This window comes from Staphylococcus agnetis, assembly GCF_002901865.1.
In the GTDB taxonomy this organism is placed as follows: domain Bacteria; phylum Bacillota; class Bacilli; order Staphylococcales; family Staphylococcaceae; genus Staphylococcus; species Staphylococcus agnetis.
In genome coordinates this window covers 74,952-95,171 of the sequence record NZ_PPQF01000025.1, presented here as the reverse complement: position 1 = coordinate 95,171, position 20,220 = coordinate 74,952, and the positions used below count along the sequence as shown (strand labels likewise).

The 20,220-nt window shown below is 36.5% G+C and carries 20 protein-coding genes and 1 riboswitch; of the genes, 12 read left to right on the top strand and 8 right to left on the bottom strand.

The genetic code is table 11. The features are described from left to right. Positions 1-12: 12 nt before the first annotated feature. Positions 13-891 carry a LysR family transcriptional regulator gene (locus CD172_RS04905; RefSeq protein WP_060551680.1) on the bottom strand — a complete coding sequence of 293 codons (879 nt, stop codon included), beginning with the start codon at positions 889-891 and terminating at the stop codon, positions 13-15. A gap of 213 nt (positions 892-1,104) precedes the next feature. On the opposite strand from CD172_RS04905, the gene CD172_RS04900 reads away from it, so the two are divergent. From CD172_RS04900 to CD172_RS04875, 6 genes are all read left to right on the top strand, one after another. Then, complete coding sequence (locus tag CD172_RS04900) at positions 1,105-2,421, top strand: YjiH family protein (RefSeq protein WP_103345629.1); 1,317 nt, start codon at positions 1,105-1,107, stop codon at positions 2,419-2,421. A 19-nt stretch (positions 2,422-2,440) separates the two neighbouring features. After that, complete coding sequence (hutU, locus tag CD172_RS04895; RefSeq protein WP_103345628.1) at positions 2,441-4,108, top strand: urocanate hydratase; 1,668 nt, start codon at positions 2,441-2,443, stop codon at positions 4,106-4,108. Further along, a complete protein-coding gene (gene hutI, locus CD172_RS04890) occupies positions 4,108-5,343 on the top strand; it encodes an imidazolonepropionase (protein WP_103345627.1) in 1,236 nt (411 codons plus the stop codon). The genes hutU and hutI overlap by 1 nt, the downstream gene beginning before the upstream one ends. A gap of 226 nt (positions 5,344-5,569) precedes the next feature. Next, positions 5,570-6,697 (top strand): amidohydrolase, encoded by a 1,128-nt coding sequence (locus CD172_RS04885; RefSeq protein ID WP_060551676.1) that lies wholly within the window; start codon positions 5,570-5,572, stop codon positions 6,695-6,697. A gap of 52 nt (positions 6,698-6,749) precedes the next feature. After that, positions 6,750-6,846: riboswitch (SAM riboswitch) on the top strand. 91 nt (positions 6,847-6,937) lie between these two features. After that, on the top strand, positions 6,938-8,236 hold the full coding sequence (locus tag CD172_RS04880) for a Na+/H+ antiporter NhaC family protein (protein WP_103345626.1): 1,299 nt from the start codon (positions 6,938-6,940) through the stop codon (positions 8,234-8,236). 258 nt (positions 8,237-8,494) lie between these two features. Next, the gene (locus CD172_RS04875) at positions 8,495-9,004 is read left to right on the top strand and encodes an SRPBCC family protein (RefSeq protein ID WP_103345625.1); all 510 of its coding nucleotides are present in this window, start codon (positions 8,495-8,497) and stop codon (positions 9,002-9,004) included. 157 nt (positions 9,005-9,161) lie between these two features. On the opposite strand, the gene CD172_RS04870 is transcribed toward CD172_RS04875, so the two are convergent. Beyond that, positions 9,162-9,692, bottom strand: a complete 531-nt coding sequence (locus tag CD172_RS04870; RefSeq protein ID WP_085622651.1) for a hypothetical protein — start codon at positions 9,690-9,692, stop codon at positions 9,162-9,164. Positions 9,693-9,872: 180 nt separating this feature from the next. Here CD172_RS04870 and CD172_RS04865 point away from each other — a divergent pair, with 180 nt between their 5' ends. From CD172_RS04865 to CD172_RS04845, 5 genes are all read left to right on the top strand, one after another. Further along, complete coding sequence (locus CD172_RS04865) at positions 9,873-10,835, top strand: bile acid:sodium symporter family protein (protein WP_060551672.1); 963 nt, start codon at positions 9,873-9,875, stop codon at positions 10,833-10,835. A 322-nt stretch (positions 10,836-11,157) separates the two neighbouring features. After that, positions 11,158-11,427, top strand: a complete 270-nt coding sequence (locus tag CD172_RS04860; protein ID WP_060551671.1) for a hypothetical protein — start codon at positions 11,158-11,160, stop codon at positions 11,425-11,427. Between the two features lie 62 nt (positions 11,428-11,489). Beyond that, complete coding sequence (locus CD172_RS04855; RefSeq protein ID WP_225906109.1) at positions 11,490-12,317, top strand: VOC family protein; 828 nt, start codon at positions 11,490-11,492, stop codon at positions 12,315-12,317. A 65-nt stretch (positions 12,318-12,382) separates the two neighbouring features. Then, positions 12,383-13,027: an HAD-IA family hydrolase gene (locus tag CD172_RS04850; protein WP_103345623.1), complete on the top strand. Its 645-nt coding sequence runs from the start codon at positions 12,383-12,385 to the stop codon at positions 13,025-13,027. Next, positions 13,024-13,215, top strand: a complete 192-nt coding sequence (locus CD172_RS04845; protein WP_060551668.1) for a hypothetical protein — start codon at positions 13,024-13,026, stop codon at positions 13,213-13,215. The genes CD172_RS04850 and CD172_RS04845 overlap by 4 nt, the downstream gene beginning before the upstream one ends. 52 nt (positions 13,216-13,267) lie before the next feature. Here the strand turns inward: CD172_RS04845 and CD172_RS04840 are convergent, their stop codons facing one another. Genes CD172_RS04840 through CD172_RS04830 form a run of 3 tightly spaced genes read right to left on the bottom strand, consistent with a single transcriptional unit; the run spans position 13,268 to position 14,675 of the window. Further along, the gene (locus CD172_RS04840; protein WP_103345622.1) at positions 13,268-13,450 is read right to left on the bottom strand and encodes a hypothetical protein; all 183 of its coding nucleotides are present in this window, start codon (positions 13,448-13,450) and stop codon (positions 13,268-13,270) included. 2 nt (positions 13,451-13,452) lie between these two features. Beyond that, positions 13,453-13,791, bottom strand: coding sequence for a hypothetical protein (locus CD172_RS04835; RefSeq protein WP_060551666.1), 339 nt, complete (start codon positions 13,789-13,791; stop codon positions 13,453-13,455). A gap of 53 nt (positions 13,792-13,844) precedes the next feature. Continuing rightward, positions 13,845-14,675 carry a formate/nitrite transporter family protein gene (locus tag CD172_RS04830; protein WP_060551665.1) on the bottom strand — a complete coding sequence of 277 codons (831 nt, stop codon included), beginning with the start codon at positions 14,673-14,675 and terminating at the stop codon, positions 13,845-13,847. Between the two features lie 329 nt (positions 14,676-15,004). Here CD172_RS04830 and CD172_RS04825 point away from each other — a divergent pair, with 329 nt between their 5' ends. Further along, positions 15,005-16,396, top strand: coding sequence for an amino acid permease (locus tag CD172_RS04825; RefSeq protein ID WP_037566646.1), 1,392 nt, complete (start codon positions 15,005-15,007; stop codon positions 16,394-16,396). Positions 16,397-16,489: 93 nt separating this feature from the next. On the opposite strand, the gene CD172_RS04820 is transcribed toward CD172_RS04825, so the two are convergent. Genes CD172_RS04820 through CD172_RS04810 form a run of 3 tightly spaced genes read right to left on the bottom strand, consistent with a single transcriptional unit; the run spans position 16,490 to position 19,855 of the window. Continuing rightward, positions 16,490-17,899, bottom strand: a complete 1,410-nt coding sequence (locus CD172_RS04820) for a PTS transporter subunit EIIC (protein ID WP_103345621.1) — start codon at positions 17,897-17,899, stop codon at positions 16,490-16,492. A gap of 13 nt (positions 17,900-17,912) precedes the next feature. Beyond that, complete coding sequence (gene murQ / locus CD172_RS04815) at positions 17,913-18,809, bottom strand: N-acetylmuramic acid 6-phosphate etherase (protein ID WP_103345620.1); 897 nt, start codon at positions 18,807-18,809, stop codon at positions 17,913-17,915. Then, on the bottom strand, positions 18,809-19,855 hold the full coding sequence (locus CD172_RS04810; RefSeq protein ID WP_103345619.1) for a MupG family TIM beta-alpha barrel fold protein: 1,047 nt from the start codon (positions 19,853-19,855) through the stop codon (positions 18,809-18,811). Before CD172_RS04810 ends, murQ begins: the two co-directional genes overlap by 1 nt. Between the last annotated feature and the right edge of the window lie 365 nt (positions 19,856-20,220).

Below are 20,220 nucleotides of genomic sequence, written 5' to 3'. Positions count from 1 at the left end.
ACAAAACCACTTCTATATACGATGTACCGCCCAGTAATTTTGAATTTTGTCTAATAGCGCTGTCATTTGGGGCGTGAATTGTCTGTTTTTAGCAACATTAATATATATAGTTCGCTCTATTTTAGGTTGAATAGGAATGGCGTCGAGGTGATTAGTCTTAAATGATTGGTAGTAAATTCTAGGTATCACTGCATAGCCCATTTGCTGATGAACAAAATTTGTCGCCATTTCAAAGCGTTCTACTTCCATGACGATATTTGGACGTGCTTGCAAATGTGTGAAATAGTCATCAATATGTTTTCTTACTTGATAGGGCTGTATTGGTACAATTAAAGGTAAATTTTGAATGGATAATGAAGTTTGCCCTTTAAATGTTTCTCTTGGTGTCAATACGACATAATCTTCTGTATATAATGGGATGGATGTAATTGCTTCATGTTTAATTTTGTCATTGGACAGCCCTAAATGAATTTCAAAATCAAGTAAATGTTGCGTTAAAGTATCTAAATCTAAAATTTCAGTAACTTGATAATGTTGATCGACATGTTCAAGTTGATGTTGTTTTATAACTGTAGCAACCCAATGAGCAGTTGATTCGAGAATAGAGAGTTTAATTTTTGGTGTTTGACTCAATTTTAAATCATACATTTGTTCTAAAGTTAAATGATATTGGTTCACTAATTTTTGGGCATGATTATAAAATTGAATGCCTTTTTCGGTAATTGAAATATCTTTTGTTGTTCGCTTCAGTAATGCGTAGCCTAATTGATCTTCCATTTTTTTAATGGTAGCGGTTAAAGAGGGTTGACTTATATGCAATGTGCGCGCAGCTTTTGTAAAGCTATTTTGGTTCACCACTTCAATAAAATATTCCAGTTGAACAATTTTCATCTCAACACCGTCCATTTATAGTTTTAAGTTATTAATAATTAGTTTATTTATATTGGTCATTAATATCTTAACATATTACAATAAAAGTGTGGATGGTTCGAACCATTTTAAATATTCATGTATGCCATGCTTACAGTGCATGGCACAAGGAAGAAATGATTGGTATTGTTTCCATGATAATGGGAGATTGAGGTTGAAGGGGTGTGTATTAAAATGACGCAACCTCAAAAGTTAGAACGTATAAAAGGCTATAAAATGTGGCGTTTTTGGCTATTTAGTTGCATCGGTATAATTTGTTTTTTTATACCTATATCGATTCGTGGAACAGAAACTATTATAGTGGATCACATTCATTTAGCCATACGTGCGCGATTAGGTCATGCGATGCCCTATGTAGCATTGGGACTCATCATGTTAGGGGCTATCGTACCAATGATACGTAAGGATTTTGCTCAATCTAAAACAGAAGCAGTGATTGTGCTTTTTAAATGTTGTGGTGCAATCATAGGTATAATGTATGTCTTTAAATTTGGACCTTCATTTTTGTTTCGTCCGAATTATGTTCCATTCTTATTTGAAAAATTGATGTTGCCACTGAGTGTATTAATACCTGTTGGTGCAATCGCATTATCATTACTCGTAGGATATGGCTTACTCGAATTTATAGGTGTATTGATGGAACCTATAATGCGGCCTATTTTTAAAACGCCAGGTAAATCTGCTGTTGATGCAGTCGCTTCATTTGTAGGAAGCTATTCTCTTGGGCTACTCATCACGAATCGTGTCTATAAAGACGGTATGTACAATAAAAAAGAAGCGGTGATTATTGCAACAGGGTTTTCCACAGTTTCAGCGACGTTTATGGTCATCGTTGCACGTACGCTTGATTTAATGTCACATTGGAATTTGTACTTTTGGCTTTGTTTAGTTATCACATTTGTAGTAACAGCAATCACAGCCCATTTGCCACCTATTTCAAATGAAAGCCAAGATTATTATAAAAATCAAGAAGGGGGATCACCCACAAACATTGAAGGTAATCGACTTCTTGCCGCTTGGGAAGAAGCGAAACGCCAATCGCATCAATCTTTACCATTATTCAAAAATATAGGGGTGAATGTGCGTGATGGTTTAGAGATGACTATCGCTATTTTACCTACAATATTATCAATTGGATTATTAGGTTTGATGATTGCCGATTATACCCCATTTATTGATTGGCTTAGTTACATTTTTTATCCATTTGTTATGATATTTCCTATCCAAGATCAAACACTCATAGCCAAAGCCTCGATGATATCACTGATAGAAATGTTTTTACCATCACTACTTGTTGTGAAGGCAGCACTGGAAGTACGTTTTGTCATTGCGATTACAAGTGTGTCGGCGATTATATTCTTCTCGGCACTAGTGCCATGTATTTTAGCAACAGAGATACATATTCCATTATGGAAGTTAGTCGTCATTTGGTTTATACGTGTTGCACTCACGCTACTCATTACAATACCAATTGCGTTACTCATATTTTAAACAAAGGGAGAGATGAAGAATGTCTAGAGAAATTAAAGCGAAAAAAGGCCTCGAAATTGAATGTAAGGGTTGGGAACAAGAAGCTGTTTTACGTATGCTCTATAACAATTTAGATTCAGAAGTGGCGGAGCATCCAGACAAACTCGTGGTTTATGGAGGCATTGGTAAAGCAGCGCGTAATTGGGAAGCTTTTGATGCTATCGTTAAGACGTTACGTCGCCTTGAAAAAGATGAAACAATGCTCGTTCAATCAGGGAAGCCAGTCGCAGTATTCAAAACACATGAAGAAGCGCCGCGTGTATTATTATCCAATTCGGTGCTCGTACCAAAATGGGCGAACTGGGAACATTTCCATGAACTCGATAAAAAAGGGCTCATGATGTATGGTCAAATGACCGCTGGAAGTTGGATTTATATCGGTTCTCAAGGCATTGTACAAGGTACTTATGAAACGTTTGCAGAATGTGCGAATCAGCATTTTAACGGTTCATTGAAAGGAACCATTACATTAACTGCGGGTCTCGGTGGCATGGGAGGTGCACAACCGTTAGCAGTTACGATGAATGAAGGGGTGGTCATCGGGGTAGATGTAGATGCGTCACGTATTCAAAAACGCATCGATACACGCTACTGTGACATTATGACGCATTCGTTAGATGAAGCGTTAGAAAAAGCAGAAGAAGCTAAAAATAATGGTCAAGCGTTATCTATAGGATTAGTAGGCAATGCGGCTGAAATACATCATGAAATTTTGAAACGCCAATTCAAAATTGATATCGTAACAGACCAAACGTCTGCGCATGATCCATTAAATGGTTATGTACCTGAAGGATACTCATTAGAGGAAGCTGCGCAACTTCGTGAAGCAAATCCTGAAAAATATGTGCAATTAGCATCTCAGTCTATGAAAAAACATGTTGAAGCCATGTTGCAATTTCAAGAACAAGGTGCCATAGCGTTTGATTACGGCAATAACATTCGTCAAGTCGCTTTCGACCAAGGGTTAAAAGACGCATTCAACTTTCCTGGTTTTGTGCCCGCATATATTCGTCCATTGTTCTGTGAGGGTAAAGGACCGTTCCGTTTTGCAGCTTTATCTGGAGATCCTAAAGACATTGAACGTGCGGATCAACTCATGCGTGAGTTATTCCCTGAAGATGAAAAATTAATGCGTTGGCTCGATATGGCAAGTGAGAAAATTGCGTTTCAAGGATTGCCATCTAGAATCGCATGGCTCGGTTATGGCGACCGTGCAAAAATGGGTCTCGCATTAAATGATCTGGTACGTAAAGGTGAAATATCTGCGCCAATTGTAATTGGACGAGATCACTTAGACTCAGGTTCAGTCGCTTCACCCAACCGTGAAACAGAAGCGATGAAAGATGGTTCAGATGCGGTAGGTGACTGGGCAATTTTAAATGCGCTTGTGAATACTGCGGCAGGCGGTTCATGGATTTCTGTACATCATGGTGGCGGTGTTGGTATGGGTTATTCACTTCACGCAGGTATGGTTGTCGTTGCTGATGGGTCTGAGCGTGCAGAACGTCGTTTAAAACGAGTATTAACGACAGATCCGGGTATGGGTGTGGTAAGACACGCGGATGCAGGCTATGACATTGCGATTGATACTGCCAAAGATAAGGGTGTAGATATTCCAATGATAACAGGTAAAGGTGATGACAAATAATGAATGATTTAATAATCCAAAACATTAAACAATTAATTTTACCCAAATCAACAGAACGTCCTTTAAAAGGTGCAGACTTAGATAAACTGAACATCGTAGAAAATGGAACAGTGGTTGTTAAAGACGGCAAAGTTGTTTATTCGGGACCTTATACAAACGATTTTGAAGCAAAAGAAACAATTGATGCGACAGGCAAAGTGGTGTCACCAGCTTTAGTAGATGCGCACACGCACCTCGTACATGGAGGGTCACGAGAACATGAAATGTCTTTAAAACGTCAAGGCGTGTCTTATCTTGAGATATTAGAACAAGGTGGGGGCATCCTTTCAACAGTACAAGCAACACGTCAAACGAGTGAAGATGATTTATTCAAAAAGGCAGAGCATGATTTACTTACAATGATGCACCATGGTGTATTAGCAGTTGAAAGTAAAAGTGGCTATGGTTTAGATAAAGAAAATGAATTGAAACAACTTAAAGTATCACGTCGCTTACAAGACAAATATAATTTGGATATGCGTCATACGTTTTTAGGCCCTCATGCAGTACCCAAAGATGCATCATCGAATGAAGCATTTTTAGAAGACATGATTGCCTTGCTTCCTGAAGTAAAGGCCTATGCCGATTTTGCAGACATTTTTTGTGAAACAGGTGTATTCACTATTAAAGAATCTAAACGTTACATGGAAGCCGCTAAAAAAGAAGGCTTTAAAGTTAAAATTCATGCCGATGAAATTGATCCTCTTGGTGGATTAGGACTCGCGATTGATCAACAAGCCATTTCAGCAGATCATCTCGTAGCATCAAGCGATACTGATAAAGCAAAATTGAGTGACTCAGATACGGTAGCGGTACTATTGCCTGGAACAACCTTTTACTTAGGCAAAAATGATTATGCTGATGCACGAGGTATGATTGAAAACAATGGTGCCATAGCGATTGCAACGGATTTTAATCCCGGAAGTTGCGTAACAAATAATCTTCAAATGGTAATGGCTATTGCGGCGTTGAAATTAAAATTATCACCGAATGAAATTTGGAATGCAGTTACAGTGAACGCAGCGAAAGCGATAGATGTGGATGCAGGCACTATTAATAAAGGGGATAAAGCAAATATTGTGATATGGCATGCGCCAAATCATGAATATATTCCATATCATTATGGTATTAATCATGTTGAAAAAGTAATAAAAGATGGTAAAGTAATCATCAATCATGACATTGCACTAGCTTAAATTTGATAAAATACATTGATATATGACGTTCTTGAAATTTATTTCTGAATAAATTTTGAGAACGTTTTGTATTAGAATGAGGCATACTTGATGATAATGAGGATATATGGAAATTTTATTGAAAGTAAGATGCTGTATACGAGATAATATGACTATTCATTCAAAACGTGTTAATAACATCTCAGCGTTTTAGGTCATTGTTAAATAATCAATAAGGGGGAGTTCTATGTCTTATCGGTTTGATCAAATGGTCTCATGGAGACGTCACTTTCATATGTATCCCGAGCGTTCTAATGAAGAGTTTCAAACAACTAAAAGATTAAAAGCGATATTACGAGATATGGATGTGTCAATTTTGGATGTTCCACTTCAAACAGGTTTGATTGCAGAAGTAGGGCAAGGTGATTCAATGATTGCGATACGGTCTGATATTGACGCACTTCCAATCCATGAACAAGCGACTGTTGCATTTAAATCGCGTACTGAGGGCGTGATGCATGCGTGCGGTCATGATATTCATATGGCGAGTGTACTTGGCACAGTGGAACGACTTAAAACGATGGAATCTAAATTAAATGGTCGTGTGCGTATCATCTTTCAAGCTTCTGAAGAACTCGGGTTTGGTGCAAACCGTGTAGTGGAAACAGGTGTCTTAAATGGTGCAAAAGCCATCTTAGGATTTCATAATGATCCAACTTTAAAAGTAGGTCAGTGGCGCTCTAAAATTGGAATCATGACATCAAATGTTGATCGCTTTAAAATTATCGTTCATGCTAAAGGAGCCCATGCGGCGATGCCGCAAGATGCTAAAGATCCGAGTATCATCGTGGCACAATTGATTCAAAGTTTTCAAAGTATTGTGAGTCGTAATATTGCTCCCTACGAGGAAGCAGTTGTAACTATTGGTCAAATTCACAGTGGACAGACATGGAATGTCATTCCTGATCATGCAATCGTAGAGGGAACTGTACGTACATTTGACCATGACACACAGCTAAAAGTTGAAACACGTATGAAACAAATTTGCAAAGGTGTTGCTACACAATTTGACACTAAGATTGATTTAGAGTATCTCAAAATAACTAAAGCTGTTAATAATGAAGAGGCGCTCCATAAGCTCGCAGTTCAAGCCGCTAAAGAAGCGGGCTATGATGTTGCGGAGTTGGTGCGTCCACTGACAATAGGAGAAGATTTTTCGGGTTATCAGGCGATAGCACCAAGTTATTTTGCTATGATAGGCTCCGAAAGTGACTATCCTTTACATCATCCGTTATATCAACCAGATGAACGTATTTTTGAAAATGTCACAGACTATTTCGTAAATGCCATTCAACTCATTTTGAAATCATCATAGAGATTGACGAATCACAAAATTTCATGTAAAGTTTAACAGTAAAATTAAATACTTCATATCAAGAGAAGTGGAGGGACTGGCCCTTTGAAACTTCGGCAACATGGTCATGCGTGTGCCAATTCCAGAAGCTTTGAGGCTGAAGATAAGAAGTTCGAGAAACGATATCAGGTCAAGCCCTAATAGTATGTATGCGCATGATGTACTATTAGAGTTTGACCTTAATTTTTGTGAGGAGAAAAAATGTCTACAGATTTTAAAGATAAAATGAATGGTTGGGCTTTACTACCTTTAGTTGTATTTATTTGTATATTTTTAGGCGCAGGTATAATTACGAAAGATTTTACATTTATGCCGCTCAATGTAGCAGCAATTATTGGTGTAATTATGGCGCTATTGATGAACCGAAAAGAAAATTTTGCGCACAAAGTTGAAGTGTTCGCAAAAAGTGCTGGTCATCCTAATATTATTTTAATGATGTTTATTTTTATATTAGCAGGTGCTTTTTCTAAAACTGCTGAAAAAATGGGCGGTGTTGAATCTATTGTCAATTTTGGATTGTCGATGATTCCACAAAATTTATTGATAGTAGGGTTGTTTATTATTTGTATGTTTGTTTCGATATCGATGGGAACATCGGTTGGAACAGTGGCAGCGATAGCGCCTGTAGGATTTGGGTTGAGTCAAGCGACAGACATTCCAGCTGCATTAGCGATGGCTACTGTGGTAGGTGGTGCGATGTTTGGCGATAATTTATCGATGATTTCTGATACGACCATTGCGGCAGTGAGAACGCAACGTACACAAATGGCAGATAAATTTAAAGTGAATTTTCGTATCGTTTTACCGGGTGCGATGATTACAATCATCATTTTATGGATACTTACACTCGGTAACCACGTTAATCATGGACAAAGTTATGATTACAATTTTATTAAAATCATCCCTTATTTACTTGTATTGATATTAGCTTTAATAGGCATTAATGTCGTGCTCGTATTGTTAGGTGGGATTTTACTATCTGGAATAATAGGCATTGCTGACGGTTCGTTTAATTTAGCAGGGTTTTTAAAAGCTGCTTCAGAAGGTATAGTGGGGATGGAAGATATTGCAATCATCGCGCTCTTAATTGGTGGAATGATAGGACTTGTTGAGCATAATGGTGGGATTAATTGGCTATTGCACAAAGTGAAAAGTAAAATTAAATCACGTAGAGGCGCAGAATTTGGTATTGCAAGTCTCGTAAGTGTGGCGGACATTTCTACTGCAAATAATACGATTTCTATTATTATGTCAGGTCCATTAGCCAAAGATATCGCTGATGAATATGAAATCGATCGACGTAAATCGGCCAGCATTTTAGATATTTTTGGTAGTGCATGGCAAGGTTTTATCCCTTATAGCCCACAGCTGATTGCAGCAGCAGGTGTTGCGGGTATTTCACCTGTGATGTTAGTCCCATATTCTATTTATCCAGTAATGTTAGCTTTATGTGGGATTGTAGCCATCATCTTTAACTTACCAAGACTTAAAAGCAAATAGTATGTATATAAATGGCTAAAGGGTATAATGAAGGAATATAGTGAGATTGCAACGATAACAGTTCATAGTGCAGTGATAATGGTACACCTTCTATTAGATGAGAAGATAGTGTCACTCAATCTCTAAATGGGAGACTTTTAAGCGCGATGCAATGTTTATAATACTATGATGCATACACATTTTAGTAAGATATGGTAATGAATCATAAATAGGATGTTTAATGATAGAGAAAAAGGTTTTAAAGTGAGGAGAATCGCCATGAATAATACGCAAAATGAACGGGTCGAAGTTAAAATAGTTCGATTATTAAAAACTTCACCTGAGTTTGCTTATCAAGCTTGGACAGATCCTGAAATGTTGCGTCACTGGTTTATGACTACATCAAGATCGAATAAAACAATCGAAAGTGATGTGACTGAAGGGGGTCACTATTTAATTATTGACCAACGCCAAGGTAAAAAAATACGTGTAGAAGGTACTTATCAAACATTAATTCCAGGAGAACACCTTTGTTTAACGATTCAAATGCCTGATTTCAGTGATCAACAAGACGATATCAATGTGTACTTCGAAGAACGCAGTCCGGGCATTACACAAATGACATTTTTCTACAAAAGTGAAGTGCCTAAAGAAAGACGTTTAACGCAACTTGAATATAAACAAAAAAAGAAAGAATATCATGATAGTACTGTACACGGTTTTGAAAATATGTTTGATACGATGCAGCGGTATATTGAAGAACAAACACTCAATGAATCAGGGCAGTAGCCTCGAGTTCAACATAAAACCTGCAAAATTCTGGAGAATGAATTTTGCAGGTTTTAAAAATTTTAAAGTCAATGCTTGATCGTGATTACCATCGTGTATTTAAAAAGATTCATCATTGGCAAATCGTCTATATTATTTAATTTAAAGCTCAAAACTTTTATGAGATACGCGTAATATGAGATTGTGGATGTGACGGCGCGTATGCTTGATAGATATCAATATGGTGACACGCTAATAGACTTAACATTGTGCCTGCTTCTTCAAGTGTTGATGTTAAAGTTAAAATATTTTTACGTATAGTATATTTTAATTGTAGCGTTGTACCATGGTGAAGAATATCAATGACTTTATCTTTAATAAATGGGTCTGTTAAGCCATCAATGTAAAATTCAAAACGACGCTCTGTCAATGCGAGTTGATCAAAAGGTATCAATTCTTGTTCGAATTTTGAACGAATCACTTGATAAATAACATAGTGATGGAATCCTAAAAAGCTCAGCAAATAGGGTAATGTCTGTTTTTGAATATGTACACGAAGTACATACGTTTTCTGAGTCTTAATAAATTCGTGTTGAAGTGGAGAAGGTAGATTCACATGTTTTAACAATTGACTTAATTGAGCTCGATGTTTGCGTCGATTTAACTCAGAGATATGAAGGGTATAGCTTTCTAATTTATCAATAAGCATGACATTTCCTCTTTTTAAATGTGATTTATTAAATCTATTGTATCATTCTAAATTTCAAAAAGCATTAGGACTAAAGACGTAAACATTTCGCATTCCTATTTTATTTACATAAATAGTGTTGTCATTCGTTATTCATTGTGTTAATATTCTGAATATTAAAATAATAACGAGGTGACAACAATGCTACGACAAATTGGACAATTTGCTTCAAAAACATTTTTATTATGGATGTTGCTAACAAGTTTTATTGGATTTGTTTTGCCATCTGCATTTACTACTTTTACACCATGGATACCCTATCTTTTAGGTATCGTCATGTTAGGGATGGGGTTATCCATTCGATTAGAAGATTTTAAAATTGTATTTAAATACCCTAAACCTGTCATTATTGGTGTGGTGTTACAATACACAATTATGCCATTACTTGCTTATTTCATTGTAAAACTATTTCAGTTACCACCTGAAGTAGCCATTGGTGTCTTACTCGTTGGATGTTGCCCTGGTGGAACTTCAAGTAACGTTATCAGTTACTTAGCGAAAGCCAATGTCGCTTTATCGGTTGCAGTCACTTCTGTATCTACGATATTATCTCCATTTGTTACACCATCACTGATGTTTTTAATGGCACATCAATGGATGGATGTCTCATTTATGAGTATGTTTGAATCTGTATCTAAAATTGTATTGATCCCAATCATCGTAGGATTGGTTATTCAAAGACTTTTTTATAAAGTTGCTGAGAAAACAGATGATATTTTACCTTTAATCTCTGTCATAGCGATATCGGTGATTTTAGGGACGGTTGTTGCAAGTAGTAAAACATTAATTGTAGAAACAGGTTTACTCATTTTTGCCGTCGTTATTTTACACAATGTTTTAGGGTATGTGATCGGTTATACGTTATCAGCGCTGTTTAAATTGAATTATGAAGATAAAAAAACGTTGTCTATTGAGGTTGGCATGCAAAATTCAAGTTTAGCTGCTTCGTTAGCTACGGTACATTTCAATCCTTTAGCAGCAGTACCGGGAGCGGTGTTTAGTTTTGTTCATTGTATTACAGGGCCAACGCTTGCACGTTATTGGTCGTCACGTTTTGATAAGCAACAAAAAATCATCAAACCCTTAAAACAAACAAAAGTTTAAAACTCACATGGGCTTTCAGTTGCATTGCGAGTTAAAAAGGATTTGGACATAACGATTTTGTATATCTCAAAACTCAACTAAACAAGATATGCCCCAATAAAGTGGACACTTAAAAAGTGAAAACTTTATTGGGGTGTTTGTATGAGAAATGAAAACATGACTTTGATTGCTTCCAGAAAAGCGAGGTGTTAAGAACAAAAAATTAAAACAATTTGTTTTTCACCACCGTTCATTTCGGGCTTCTTTACATTTGAATTAGGTTGTGCGAAAATATTTTTAAATTAATAGTAAATTTTATTAAAACGTGAAAGGGTTTGAGAATATGGTGACTAAAATATTACAAAACTATTTTATTACCTTCACGCTTTTCATTACGATGATGATGCTTTCAGTAGGATTTGTGAACCAATATGATAATGGCGTTGCGTTATTAATCGTATTAACGTTTGTTATTACGTTATTTAATTTTTTGATTGAAACATGCTTGCTTAAATCTCAGTTATCGATGCGTAAAATTCGCTTGTTTCAAACCATTGCATTTCCTTGTTCAATTATTTTGATAGGACTCGTATGTTTCGTGATGTTAATGTAAAATCATAGCGTGACAAGGATATAAAAAGTATACTATGGTTGAAGATGAAAGGAGTGAGTCGTTTGTCTAAAATTATAGGTCACCATCATATATCCATGTACACAAAAAATATCACACGTAACAAAGCGTTTTATTTAGACTTATTAGGACTCGATTTAATTAAAGAAACCGTTAATCAAGATAATGAAACCATGCCGCATATTTTTTATGGTAATGCTAGCGGTGATCCAGGAACGTTATTAACTTTTTTTGAAATTCCATTAGCTGGAACAGTGTATAAAGGCACGAATATGATTGCGCGTATAGGACTCTTAGTACAGGATCGTAACATGTTAGATTTATTTGAGGTTAAATTAGAAAAACATGGTATATCAACACAACGTGGAATATATTTACATCAAGATGCGCTTTATTTCGATGATCCAGAAACGCTATCTTTCGTCATGATAGCAAATGAAGGTTACAAGTTACCGGCGCATTGGCATATAACTAATGAAGAAACTTCGACTACGGCTGCAACGATTTTGGGTATGGGGCCAATCGAAATACACGTGGAGGATATCGCATCAACAGCTCATTATCTCACGGCACATTTAGGATATCGTAAACGTGAAGATTTTGAAGAGACTATTTATACGCTCAATGAGGAAGGGTTTTACAGTGATATTGTATTAATACAACAAGATGGTCCTCAAGTGAGACCTGGAAAAGGGTATGTGCATCATCACGCCTTTGCAATAAAAAAAGCGGATATGCCTACGATATTGGACATACATGACCACTTACCTCATCAACATTCAGGTGTAATCAATCGACAATGGTTTGAATCGTTGTATTATAGACAAAATTTTATCACTTATGAATTTGCGACAGTAGAGCCTGGATTTTAGTGAGACGTGAATCATAGGTTGAGATTTGCTACACTGAATGTAAATGGTTTTCAAGGAGGCACAACATGTATCGAGCAGTCATTTTTGATTTTGATGGTACGATTATAGATACAGAACAACATCTTTATGAAGTGATCAATACACATTTAATTGAAGCTAACGCGTCACCGGTAACATTGGACTTTTATAGAGCAAATATCGGGGGACGCGCGCTTGCTTTACATCAACATTTAATTGATGTTTTTGGTGAGCAAAAAGTTAGAGAGATTTATAAAGCGCATCATAGTCATGCAGGTCAACTACCACTGAGACCGGGGATTCAAACGTTAATGGAACAGCTTCACGCACGACACATTCCAATGGCCATTGCTACAAGCAGTGCACGTGCTGATATTGCACCTTTAGTAGAAGAACTGGGTATCCAACCGTATATCAGTGTGATAAAAGGAAGAGAAGATGTATCAGATGTGAAGCCTGATCCGGAGTTATATTTAAGCGCTGTGCAAGCGTTGAATTTTAGTCCGACATATTGTTTAGCGATTGAAGATTCGGTTAATGGGGCAACAGCGGCAGCTACAGCTGGTTTAGATGTCATCGTGAATACCAATCCTATGACAGAAGTGAGTGATTTTTCCCAAATTACGTTATTGGATAAAGATATTCATTTATCAAAAATTATAGAACGTTATTTTCAAGGTGGCTTAAAATGAGTGTTGAAATGATTTTATTCTTTATTGTTGCGCCACTTATCATTGTTTTTGGGAACTTAGTGCTCGCCCCTAAATTTCAACGTCATATACCAATGCAAGTGCACGTCACTTCATGTTTGATAGGGCTAATTCTATATGCCATAGGTGCAACATTAGCATATTACTTCTTATTACAAGGGAAAATATAAAAATAGCCTTCAAAAGTCGTAGATATTACGATTTTTGAAGGCTTTCATATATTTAAGTTAAAAGAACAAGTGCAGTGATTACAAGTACAAGTAAGATTGCATCTACACCAACCATTAATGCATAGCGTGTCGATGGTGTATGTTGTTGTTTACTTTTATATAACAGATATATATTCGGAATAAAACTGAGTAAAAGTATGACAATGATTAAAATGCCAATTGTTTGTGTGGACATCATCAATTTCTCCTTTTAAACCATCCAATGAAATAGCCAATAAGTAATGCAAGTAGCAAGCCAATAGCAAAGCCAGCAAGTGGAAACTGAATCATATTTCCTATTAATAGGCCTAAAATTAAACAAATGATTAGCGGAGGGCCATATTGACGTTTACGTTGATCCGAATTTAAGATGCTAAAAAGTACTATATATAGAATATAAAAAATACATATAAATAATAGTGTACGTAACAGCAAGCTACCGACGTCACTCTGATTTTGAATCATATTTACGATATAAAATATGATACCTATTAAGATGGCGGTTATCGCACCGCGTACGAAGCGACTTTTTTCCATAATGAACTCCTTCATTGGATTTTTTGTTCATTATAACATAGAGTGACCGCAATTTATTTAAAACGATGTGCTTTAAATTGACCATGATCATTTAAATAGGCATAAAATAACCCGATAATGAGTCCGCCACCAATGTAATTACCAATAAATGCGGCGATGATATTTTTTGCAATTGGCCATAATGCCATATGCTCGATATTATAAAGGACACCAGCAGCAAAGAGACAGGCATTATAAATGACATGCTCATAGCCCATAAATGCAAAAATCGTAACTCCGAACATCATTACAAACATTTTAGCTAATATATCATCTATTTGCATCGCAATGACTAAGGTAATATTTATAAAAAAGTTAGCGAAAATAGCACGTACCAAAATATTATGAAATGTATAATCATGAATTTTTGTCGCTATAATTTTGTCGAGTAAAGTGACCATCTCTGGTGTCATCACATCACTTGCGCGCATTAAACTGAATAGCACAAACGCACCTACCACATTGCCAATAAAACATAACATAAAGATATGACCGACGCGGTAAGGTTTTATGAGTCTATAATATAAACCTACAGTAAAATACATAAAGTTACTCGTGAGTAGTTCAGAATTGGTGAACAGTATCAATACGAGTGCAAAACTAAATGTTATCGCACTAATCATACTTACAATGCCGGGGCCTAAGTCAGGCGCAAACGTCGTTTTTACCATTAATACAAATACACTAATAATGCTAATGATGAAACCAGCCATCATTGCACGTAGTAAATACCGTTTAAAATAAAAACTTTCTAAAATGTCTTTCGTTTGAATGGTATCTATAATATTCGCAATCCATGTTCGTCCATAAAAAATTTTATCCCATTTAATATTTCGATCCTCCATGACATGCACTCCTTTATAAGATATACTTCTACATTATAAAGGGTGCAACTATATTTGTGAATATAATCACAAATAATTTTTAGCAATTGCTTTAGGTTATGATGTTGTGCAAGTGAATAATATTTTATAAAAGCGTTTTCATAACGCTTTAAAGGGACAAAGGTTGGTCGCCTAGCACAATTGTTTTTAGGTGAAAAATGCAATATATTTTATGAAAGCACTTACAAAATTTTAAAAAATACACTTTTCAGTTTTTGAAATTGTAGTATAATAGCGTCATGATGGAAAATTAGAAAACCCTTATAATATTAAGGAGATGGGGAGTTATCATGAAAGATAATCAAGAGTTACACAGAGGGCTAAGTTCGAGACAAATCCAGATGATCGCACTTGGCGGTACAATCGGTGTAGGCCTATTCATGGGGGCATCGAGCACAATTAAATGGACAGGACCTGCTGTTATTTTCGCATACTTAATTGCCGGAATTTTTCTATTTTTAGTAATGCGTGCGATGGGTGAAATGGTTTACTTATATCCGACAACAGGATCATTTGCAAACTATGCCACGGATTACATACATCCTGTTGCAGGCTATGTTACATCATGGGCAAATATATTCCAATGGATTGTAGTTGGGATGTCTGAAGTTATAGCGGTCGGTGAATATATGAATTTTTGGTGGCCCGAGTTACCCACATGGATACCAGGTGTTATCGTTGTTATTTTACTTGCTGCAGCTAATGCAGTATCTGTAAAAGCATTTGGAGAATTTGAATTCTGGTTTGCTACAATCAAAATTGTCACAATTATTTTAATGATTATTGCCGGTTTCGGTTTAATATTCTTTGGATTAGGTAATGGAGGGAATCCAATTGGTTTAAGCAATTTATGGGCACATGGTGGCTTTTTACCAAATGGAATCATGGGATTCTTCTTTGCATTATCAATTGTCATTGGTTCTTATCAAGGTGTTGAATTAATAGGGATTACTGCTGGGGAAACAAAAGACCCTCAAAAGAACATTAAACGTGCAGTGAATGGAGTCATTTGGCGTATATTAATATTCTATATTGGTGCTATTTTTGTTATCGTTACAGTTTATCCTTGGAATCAGCTTCAAGATCTTGGTAGTCCATTTGTCGCAACTTTCTCTAAAGTTGGTATTACGATTGCAGCTGGTTTAATTAACTTTGTCGTGATAACAGCAGCAATGTCAGGTTGTAATGCGGGTATTTTCAGCTCAAGTCGTATGATATATACGTTAGCGCAACATGGTCACTTACCAAAAATCTTTACACGTGTTATGAAAAATGGGGTACCTTTCTATACGGTTATTGCTGTGTCAATTGGTATTTTCATTGGCGTTATTTTAAATATTGTTTTACCTTTAATCATTGATGGTGCAGAGAATATATTCGTTTATGTATATAGTGCCTCAATTTTACCAGGTATGATTCCATGGTTTATGATTTTATTCAGTCATATTCAATTCAGAAGAAAATATCCTGAAAAAATTCAAGATCATCCTTTCAAAATGCCATTTGCTCCGTTTTCTAACTACTTAACGATTGCATTTTTTATGCTCGTTTTAATTGGAATGGTCATCAATGCTGAAACACGTGTTTCTGTCATTATTGGATTTGTATTTTTAGGATTTATGGCGCTCTTCTTCTTTATGAGAGGTTACCATAAATTAAGTAAAGAGGAATTTAAACTATAATACGTTAACGTTTGATTTGAAACGTTTAATGTCAATACAAGAGACCCTCAAAATTAAGTTGTTTAACAAATTTTGAGGGTCTTTTGTATTTTATTATTTACCAAATTGATCGATAAGTGGTTTAGGTGAACCAAATAAAAATGTAAGTATAAATCCACTCACATAAGCAGCAAGTAAACCTGCTAAATAGCCTAAAAACATGTTGTGTGTAATGAGTGGTAAGAGAGAAAGCCCGCTAGGACCAATTGCACTTGCCCCAATATGACCAATGCCACTTATAACGGCACCTCCAATACCACCAGCAATACAAGCAGTGAAGAACGGTCTTACAAGTGGTAAAGTGACCCCGTAAATAAGGGGTTCTCCGATCCCTAAGAACCCTACAGGTAATGCACCTTTTAATACATCTCTCAGTAAAGGATTGCGTTTACTTTTACACCACAATGCTAAACATGCACCCACTTGTCCAGCACCTGCCATTGCTGCAATCGGTAAAAGGTATGTGGCACCAGATTGATTAATCATTTCAATATGAATGGGTGTAAATATATGATGTAAGCCAAACATCACAAGCGGTAAGAAAAAAGTGCCAAAAATGAAACCGCTAAATATTCCGCCATGATTAATGACGCCATTCACAACGCCTACAAGACCATCTGAAATCCAACCTGCGATAGGCATCAAAATGAAAATGGTTAATAGACCTACAATGAGTAATGTAAGGGTTGGTGTTACGATGATATCTACAGCATTAGGGACAATTTTGTGTAATTGTCGTTCGATGAGACTTAAAACCCATACAGCTAGAATGACCCCAATGATACCGCCTTGACCAGCTAATAACCCTTCGCCTGTAAAGATGTTAGGCAATGGGTTCTCGGGAGACATACCTGTTAGCAACGTCGTACCACCAATGACGCCGCCTAATCCTGGTGTAGCATTGAACTCTCGAGCGGCATTAAATCCTGTAAAGATTGCTAAATAAGCGAGCATTCCATTTTTAATAATATCGAAAACGAGTGCTAATTGTTTAATCCATGTTGCTTCAATTGTACCTGCACTTAGTAAATTATTGAGAATTGCTGCAATGCCACCTATTAATCCGGCGCCGACAAAAGCGGGAATTAAAGGAATAAAAATATTAGCAATGGTTTTGGCAATGCGTTTAAACAGGTTAGGTTTGGACTGGTATTTAGCTTTCGTATGTGCTTCAAGCGATTGAGCGTTGCCCTGAGGAATCTCTTCTCCAAGTTTTACACCTGTCATGTTAGCCATATGACTTGCAACTTTATTGACGACACCAGGGCCAACAACAATTTGCAATCTTTCATCCTCAACGATGCCAAGCACGCCTTCAGTGGCTTTAATCGCAACTTTATCTACTTTATCACTATCCCGAATATCTAATCGAATGCGCGTCATGCAGTGGATGATAGAGCGAATGTTGTCCACGCCTCCGACATGTAATATCAATTGTTCAGCAAGTACTTTTTCTTTTTGCATATGACACATCCCCTTACAAGTTTTTTGATTTCAATACATCCTTCACGACGCCATGATGAAGTTTAAGGCAGTGTTCTGCGTCGTCAAAACGCATCTCTTTAAAATGCATAACAATCGCAGTTTTGACCTGATGATGAGCCGCCTCATATAATGCTTTACTTTCAAGAGTATCTAAACCAGTAATCATTTGAATCATATGAAGCGCACGATCGATGAGTTTATCATTCGTTGCTTGAACATCAATCATTAAATTGTTATAAACTTTTCCAACGCGAACCATTGTTATAGTTGAAATCATATTTAAAATCATTTTTTGAACGGATCCCGCTTTTAATCGCGTAGAGCCTGTTACGATTTCTGGACCAACTGCTATCTCAATAGGGATGTCAGCATGCTTGCTAATAGGCGTGTTATGATTACAACTTAATGCAACTGTATGACATTGGATATTTTGTGCATAAGTTAATGCGCCTAATACATAAGGTGTACTACCGCTCGCAGCTATACCAATAACAACGTCTTGAGAAGTTAAGTTTACATTTTTTAAATCTTGAGCACCTTGTGTTTTTAAATCTTCAGCACCTTCAATCGCACGTGTCATTGCTTCGAATCCGCCTGCTATTAATCCGAAATAACGGTTGGGGTCTGCGTTAAATGTTGGGATTAATTCAGCTGCATCGAGAACACCTAGACGTCCACTCGTACCCGCACCTATATAGATGACCTTCCCCCCATTTTGGTAAACTTTCGTCGTCAATGCGATGACACGTTCGATTTCATGTAAATGTTGACCGATAATTGTAGTTAACCTTTGATCCTCTTCATTCATGAGTTGGAGTATGTCAATTGTAGACATTTCATCTAAATGTAATGATTTTGGATTACTTTGTTCTGTTATTTTTTGGTTCATCACTCATCCTCCTCCGCTAAAACAAATGTAAATGTAGTTGACGCGTCGAAATAATTTAAATAAGGTAAACCTTCTTTAGTAAGCGTGCCTACAACATTAACATGCGGATGCGGTTTTAAATTGATTTTTGTAATTTGGAGTTCCCCCATATAACGGCCATTACGTTCATTATCAATCGTGATGGTGCCTTTAGCTCTAGGTTCAATGTTGAAAGGTGGGATAGATGCGTCCACATGTTGGCGAGAAAATTGGGAACGAATGACATGTGCCGCGCAATCAGGTCTAGATTGGTGTGTTTTTAAAATTAATGCGTCATCTACACCACTAACAAGGTGACACGGTAAAATAAAATGATTATGTTGAATCATTTGAACTAAACGTTGTGCAGTTCTTGTAGATACAGATAGGTCACCGATAATGATGCCATCAATATTTAAAGCCTTTAATGTGAGTGCGGCAAGACAAGGATGACAATGTCTAGTACATTCTAAAGTCGGTAAACCTTTATAGAGGGGTGCACGATATGTCTCCCCTGGAATAAAAGCTAATATTTGAGCGTCGGTATGATAGTTGCGTATGCGTATATTTTGATCTTGTAAAAAAGAGCGACTCAATCCGGTGTCAGGTCGTGGATAATAGTTATGCAAATAAATGAGATGAGGTTGAATTCGTGGATGTGAGCTTATGATATTTAAAAAGTGCTCAGAAACCGTACTTGCATTGATACAACACTTATGTGCGTGTTGTATAATGGCGTTCACTAATGAAAGGGAAGTCCCTTCGTCAATACGAATGACGTATTCTATTGAGGGATATTTAGCGAGTTGCGAAAAAAGCTGTGATGTAATATTCGATTCATTCGTGTCTATAATGAGTGTGATATCATGATGAGATAATTGTGATAATAGCGCTTCAAATTGTGGTGCGATATGTAATTCTTCGGGTATTTGGAGAGAGGTAAACACGGTATCATAACCAAGCGCTATCATTTGTGATATATTGTTTACATTCAGCGGTGTACCAAGATAAACAGAAAATCCTAACATCGTTAAACCTCCTTCATTGTAAAAGAGATAGTGTTAAATTAATTATATATGAAAAGAGATTAAAACGCTTACATTTTTAATTTTTAGGTTTGGAGGTGCGATTTTGCGTGTAAGATGTGATCTATATAATTTTGTGTCACACACATTTGATTTCCTATATCGATACGTGTTAAGGGGTTGTGATATAAATGGTGAATACATTGGTAAAATGTTGCATAGTCATACGAAGGAGATGAAGTCGACTGTGGAGGGGGTAAATGTTTGTAGGCTGTTGTTAAAGTAGCGTGTAACGTATGCAAGAGGTCATGTGCATCTTCAGGCTTTTCTCTGTAGAGCAGTTGAAAAGAAAGTGCCATTTTATGACA

Excerpts from the sequence above, each read along its gene's own strand:
- CD172_RS04840 (WP_103345622.1), bottom strand. The coding sequence starts at position 13,450 with ATGTCCACACAAACAATTGGCATTTTAATCATTGTCATACTTTTACTC.
- murQ (WP_103345620.1), bottom strand. The coding sequence starts at position 18,809 with ATGAACCAAAAAATAACAGAACAAAGTAATCCAAAATCATTACATTTA.
- CD172_RS04885 (WP_060551676.1), top strand. The coding sequence starts at position 5,570 with ATGTCTTATCGGTTTGATCAAATGGTCTCATGGAGACGTCACTTTCAT.
- CD172_RS04835 (WP_060551666.1), bottom strand. The coding sequence starts at position 13,791 with ATGGAAAAAAGTCGCTTCGTACGCGGTGCGATAACCGCCATCTTAATA.
- CD172_RS04810 (WP_103345619.1), bottom strand. The coding sequence starts at position 19,855 with ATGTTAGGATTTTCTGTTTATCTTGGTACACCGCTGAATGTAAACAAT.
- CD172_RS04845 (WP_060551668.1), top strand. The coding sequence starts at position 13,024 with ATGAGTGTTGAAATGATTTTATTCTTTATTGTTGCGCCACTTATCATT.
- CD172_RS04830 (WP_060551665.1), bottom strand. The coding sequence starts at position 14,675 with ATGGAGGATCGAAATATTAAATGGGATAAAATTTTTTATGGACGAACA.
- CD172_RS04860 (WP_060551671.1), top strand. The coding sequence starts at position 11,158 with ATGGTGACTAAAATATTACAAAACTATTTTATTACCTTCACGCTTTTC.
- CD172_RS04905 (WP_060551680.1), bottom strand. The coding sequence starts at position 891 with ATGAAAATTGTTCAACTGGAATATTTTATTGAAGTGGTGAACCAAAAT.
- hutI (WP_103345627.1), top strand. The coding sequence starts at position 4,108 with ATGAATGATTTAATAATCCAAAACATTAAACAATTAATTTTACCCAAA.
- CD172_RS04825 (WP_037566646.1), top strand. The coding sequence starts at position 15,005 with ATGAAAGATAATCAAGAGTTACACAGAGGGCTAAGTTCGAGACAAATC.
- CD172_RS04900 (WP_103345629.1), top strand. The coding sequence starts at position 1,105 with ATGACGCAACCTCAAAAGTTAGAACGTATAAAAGGCTATAAAATGTGG.
- CD172_RS04850 (WP_103345623.1), top strand. The coding sequence starts at position 12,383 with ATGTATCGAGCAGTCATTTTTGATTTTGATGGTACGATTATAGATACA.
- CD172_RS04870 (WP_085622651.1), bottom strand. The coding sequence starts at position 9,692 with ATGCTTATTGATAAATTAGAAAGCTATACCCTTCATATCTCTGAGTTA.
- hutU (WP_103345628.1), top strand. The coding sequence starts at position 2,441 with ATGTCTAGAGAAATTAAAGCGAAAAAAGGCCTCGAAATTGAATGTAAG.
- CD172_RS04875 (WP_103345625.1), top strand. The coding sequence starts at position 8,495 with ATGAATAATACGCAAAATGAACGGGTCGAAGTTAAAATAGTTCGATTA.
- CD172_RS04820 (WP_103345621.1), bottom strand. The coding sequence starts at position 17,899 with ATGCAAAAAGAAAAAGTACTTGCTGAACAATTGATATTACATGTCGGA.
- CD172_RS04865 (WP_060551672.1), top strand. The coding sequence starts at position 9,873 with ATGCTACGACAAATTGGACAATTTGCTTCAAAAACATTTTTATTATGG.
- CD172_RS04880 (WP_103345626.1), top strand. The coding sequence starts at position 6,938 with ATGTCTACAGATTTTAAAGATAAAATGAATGGTTGGGCTTTACTACCT.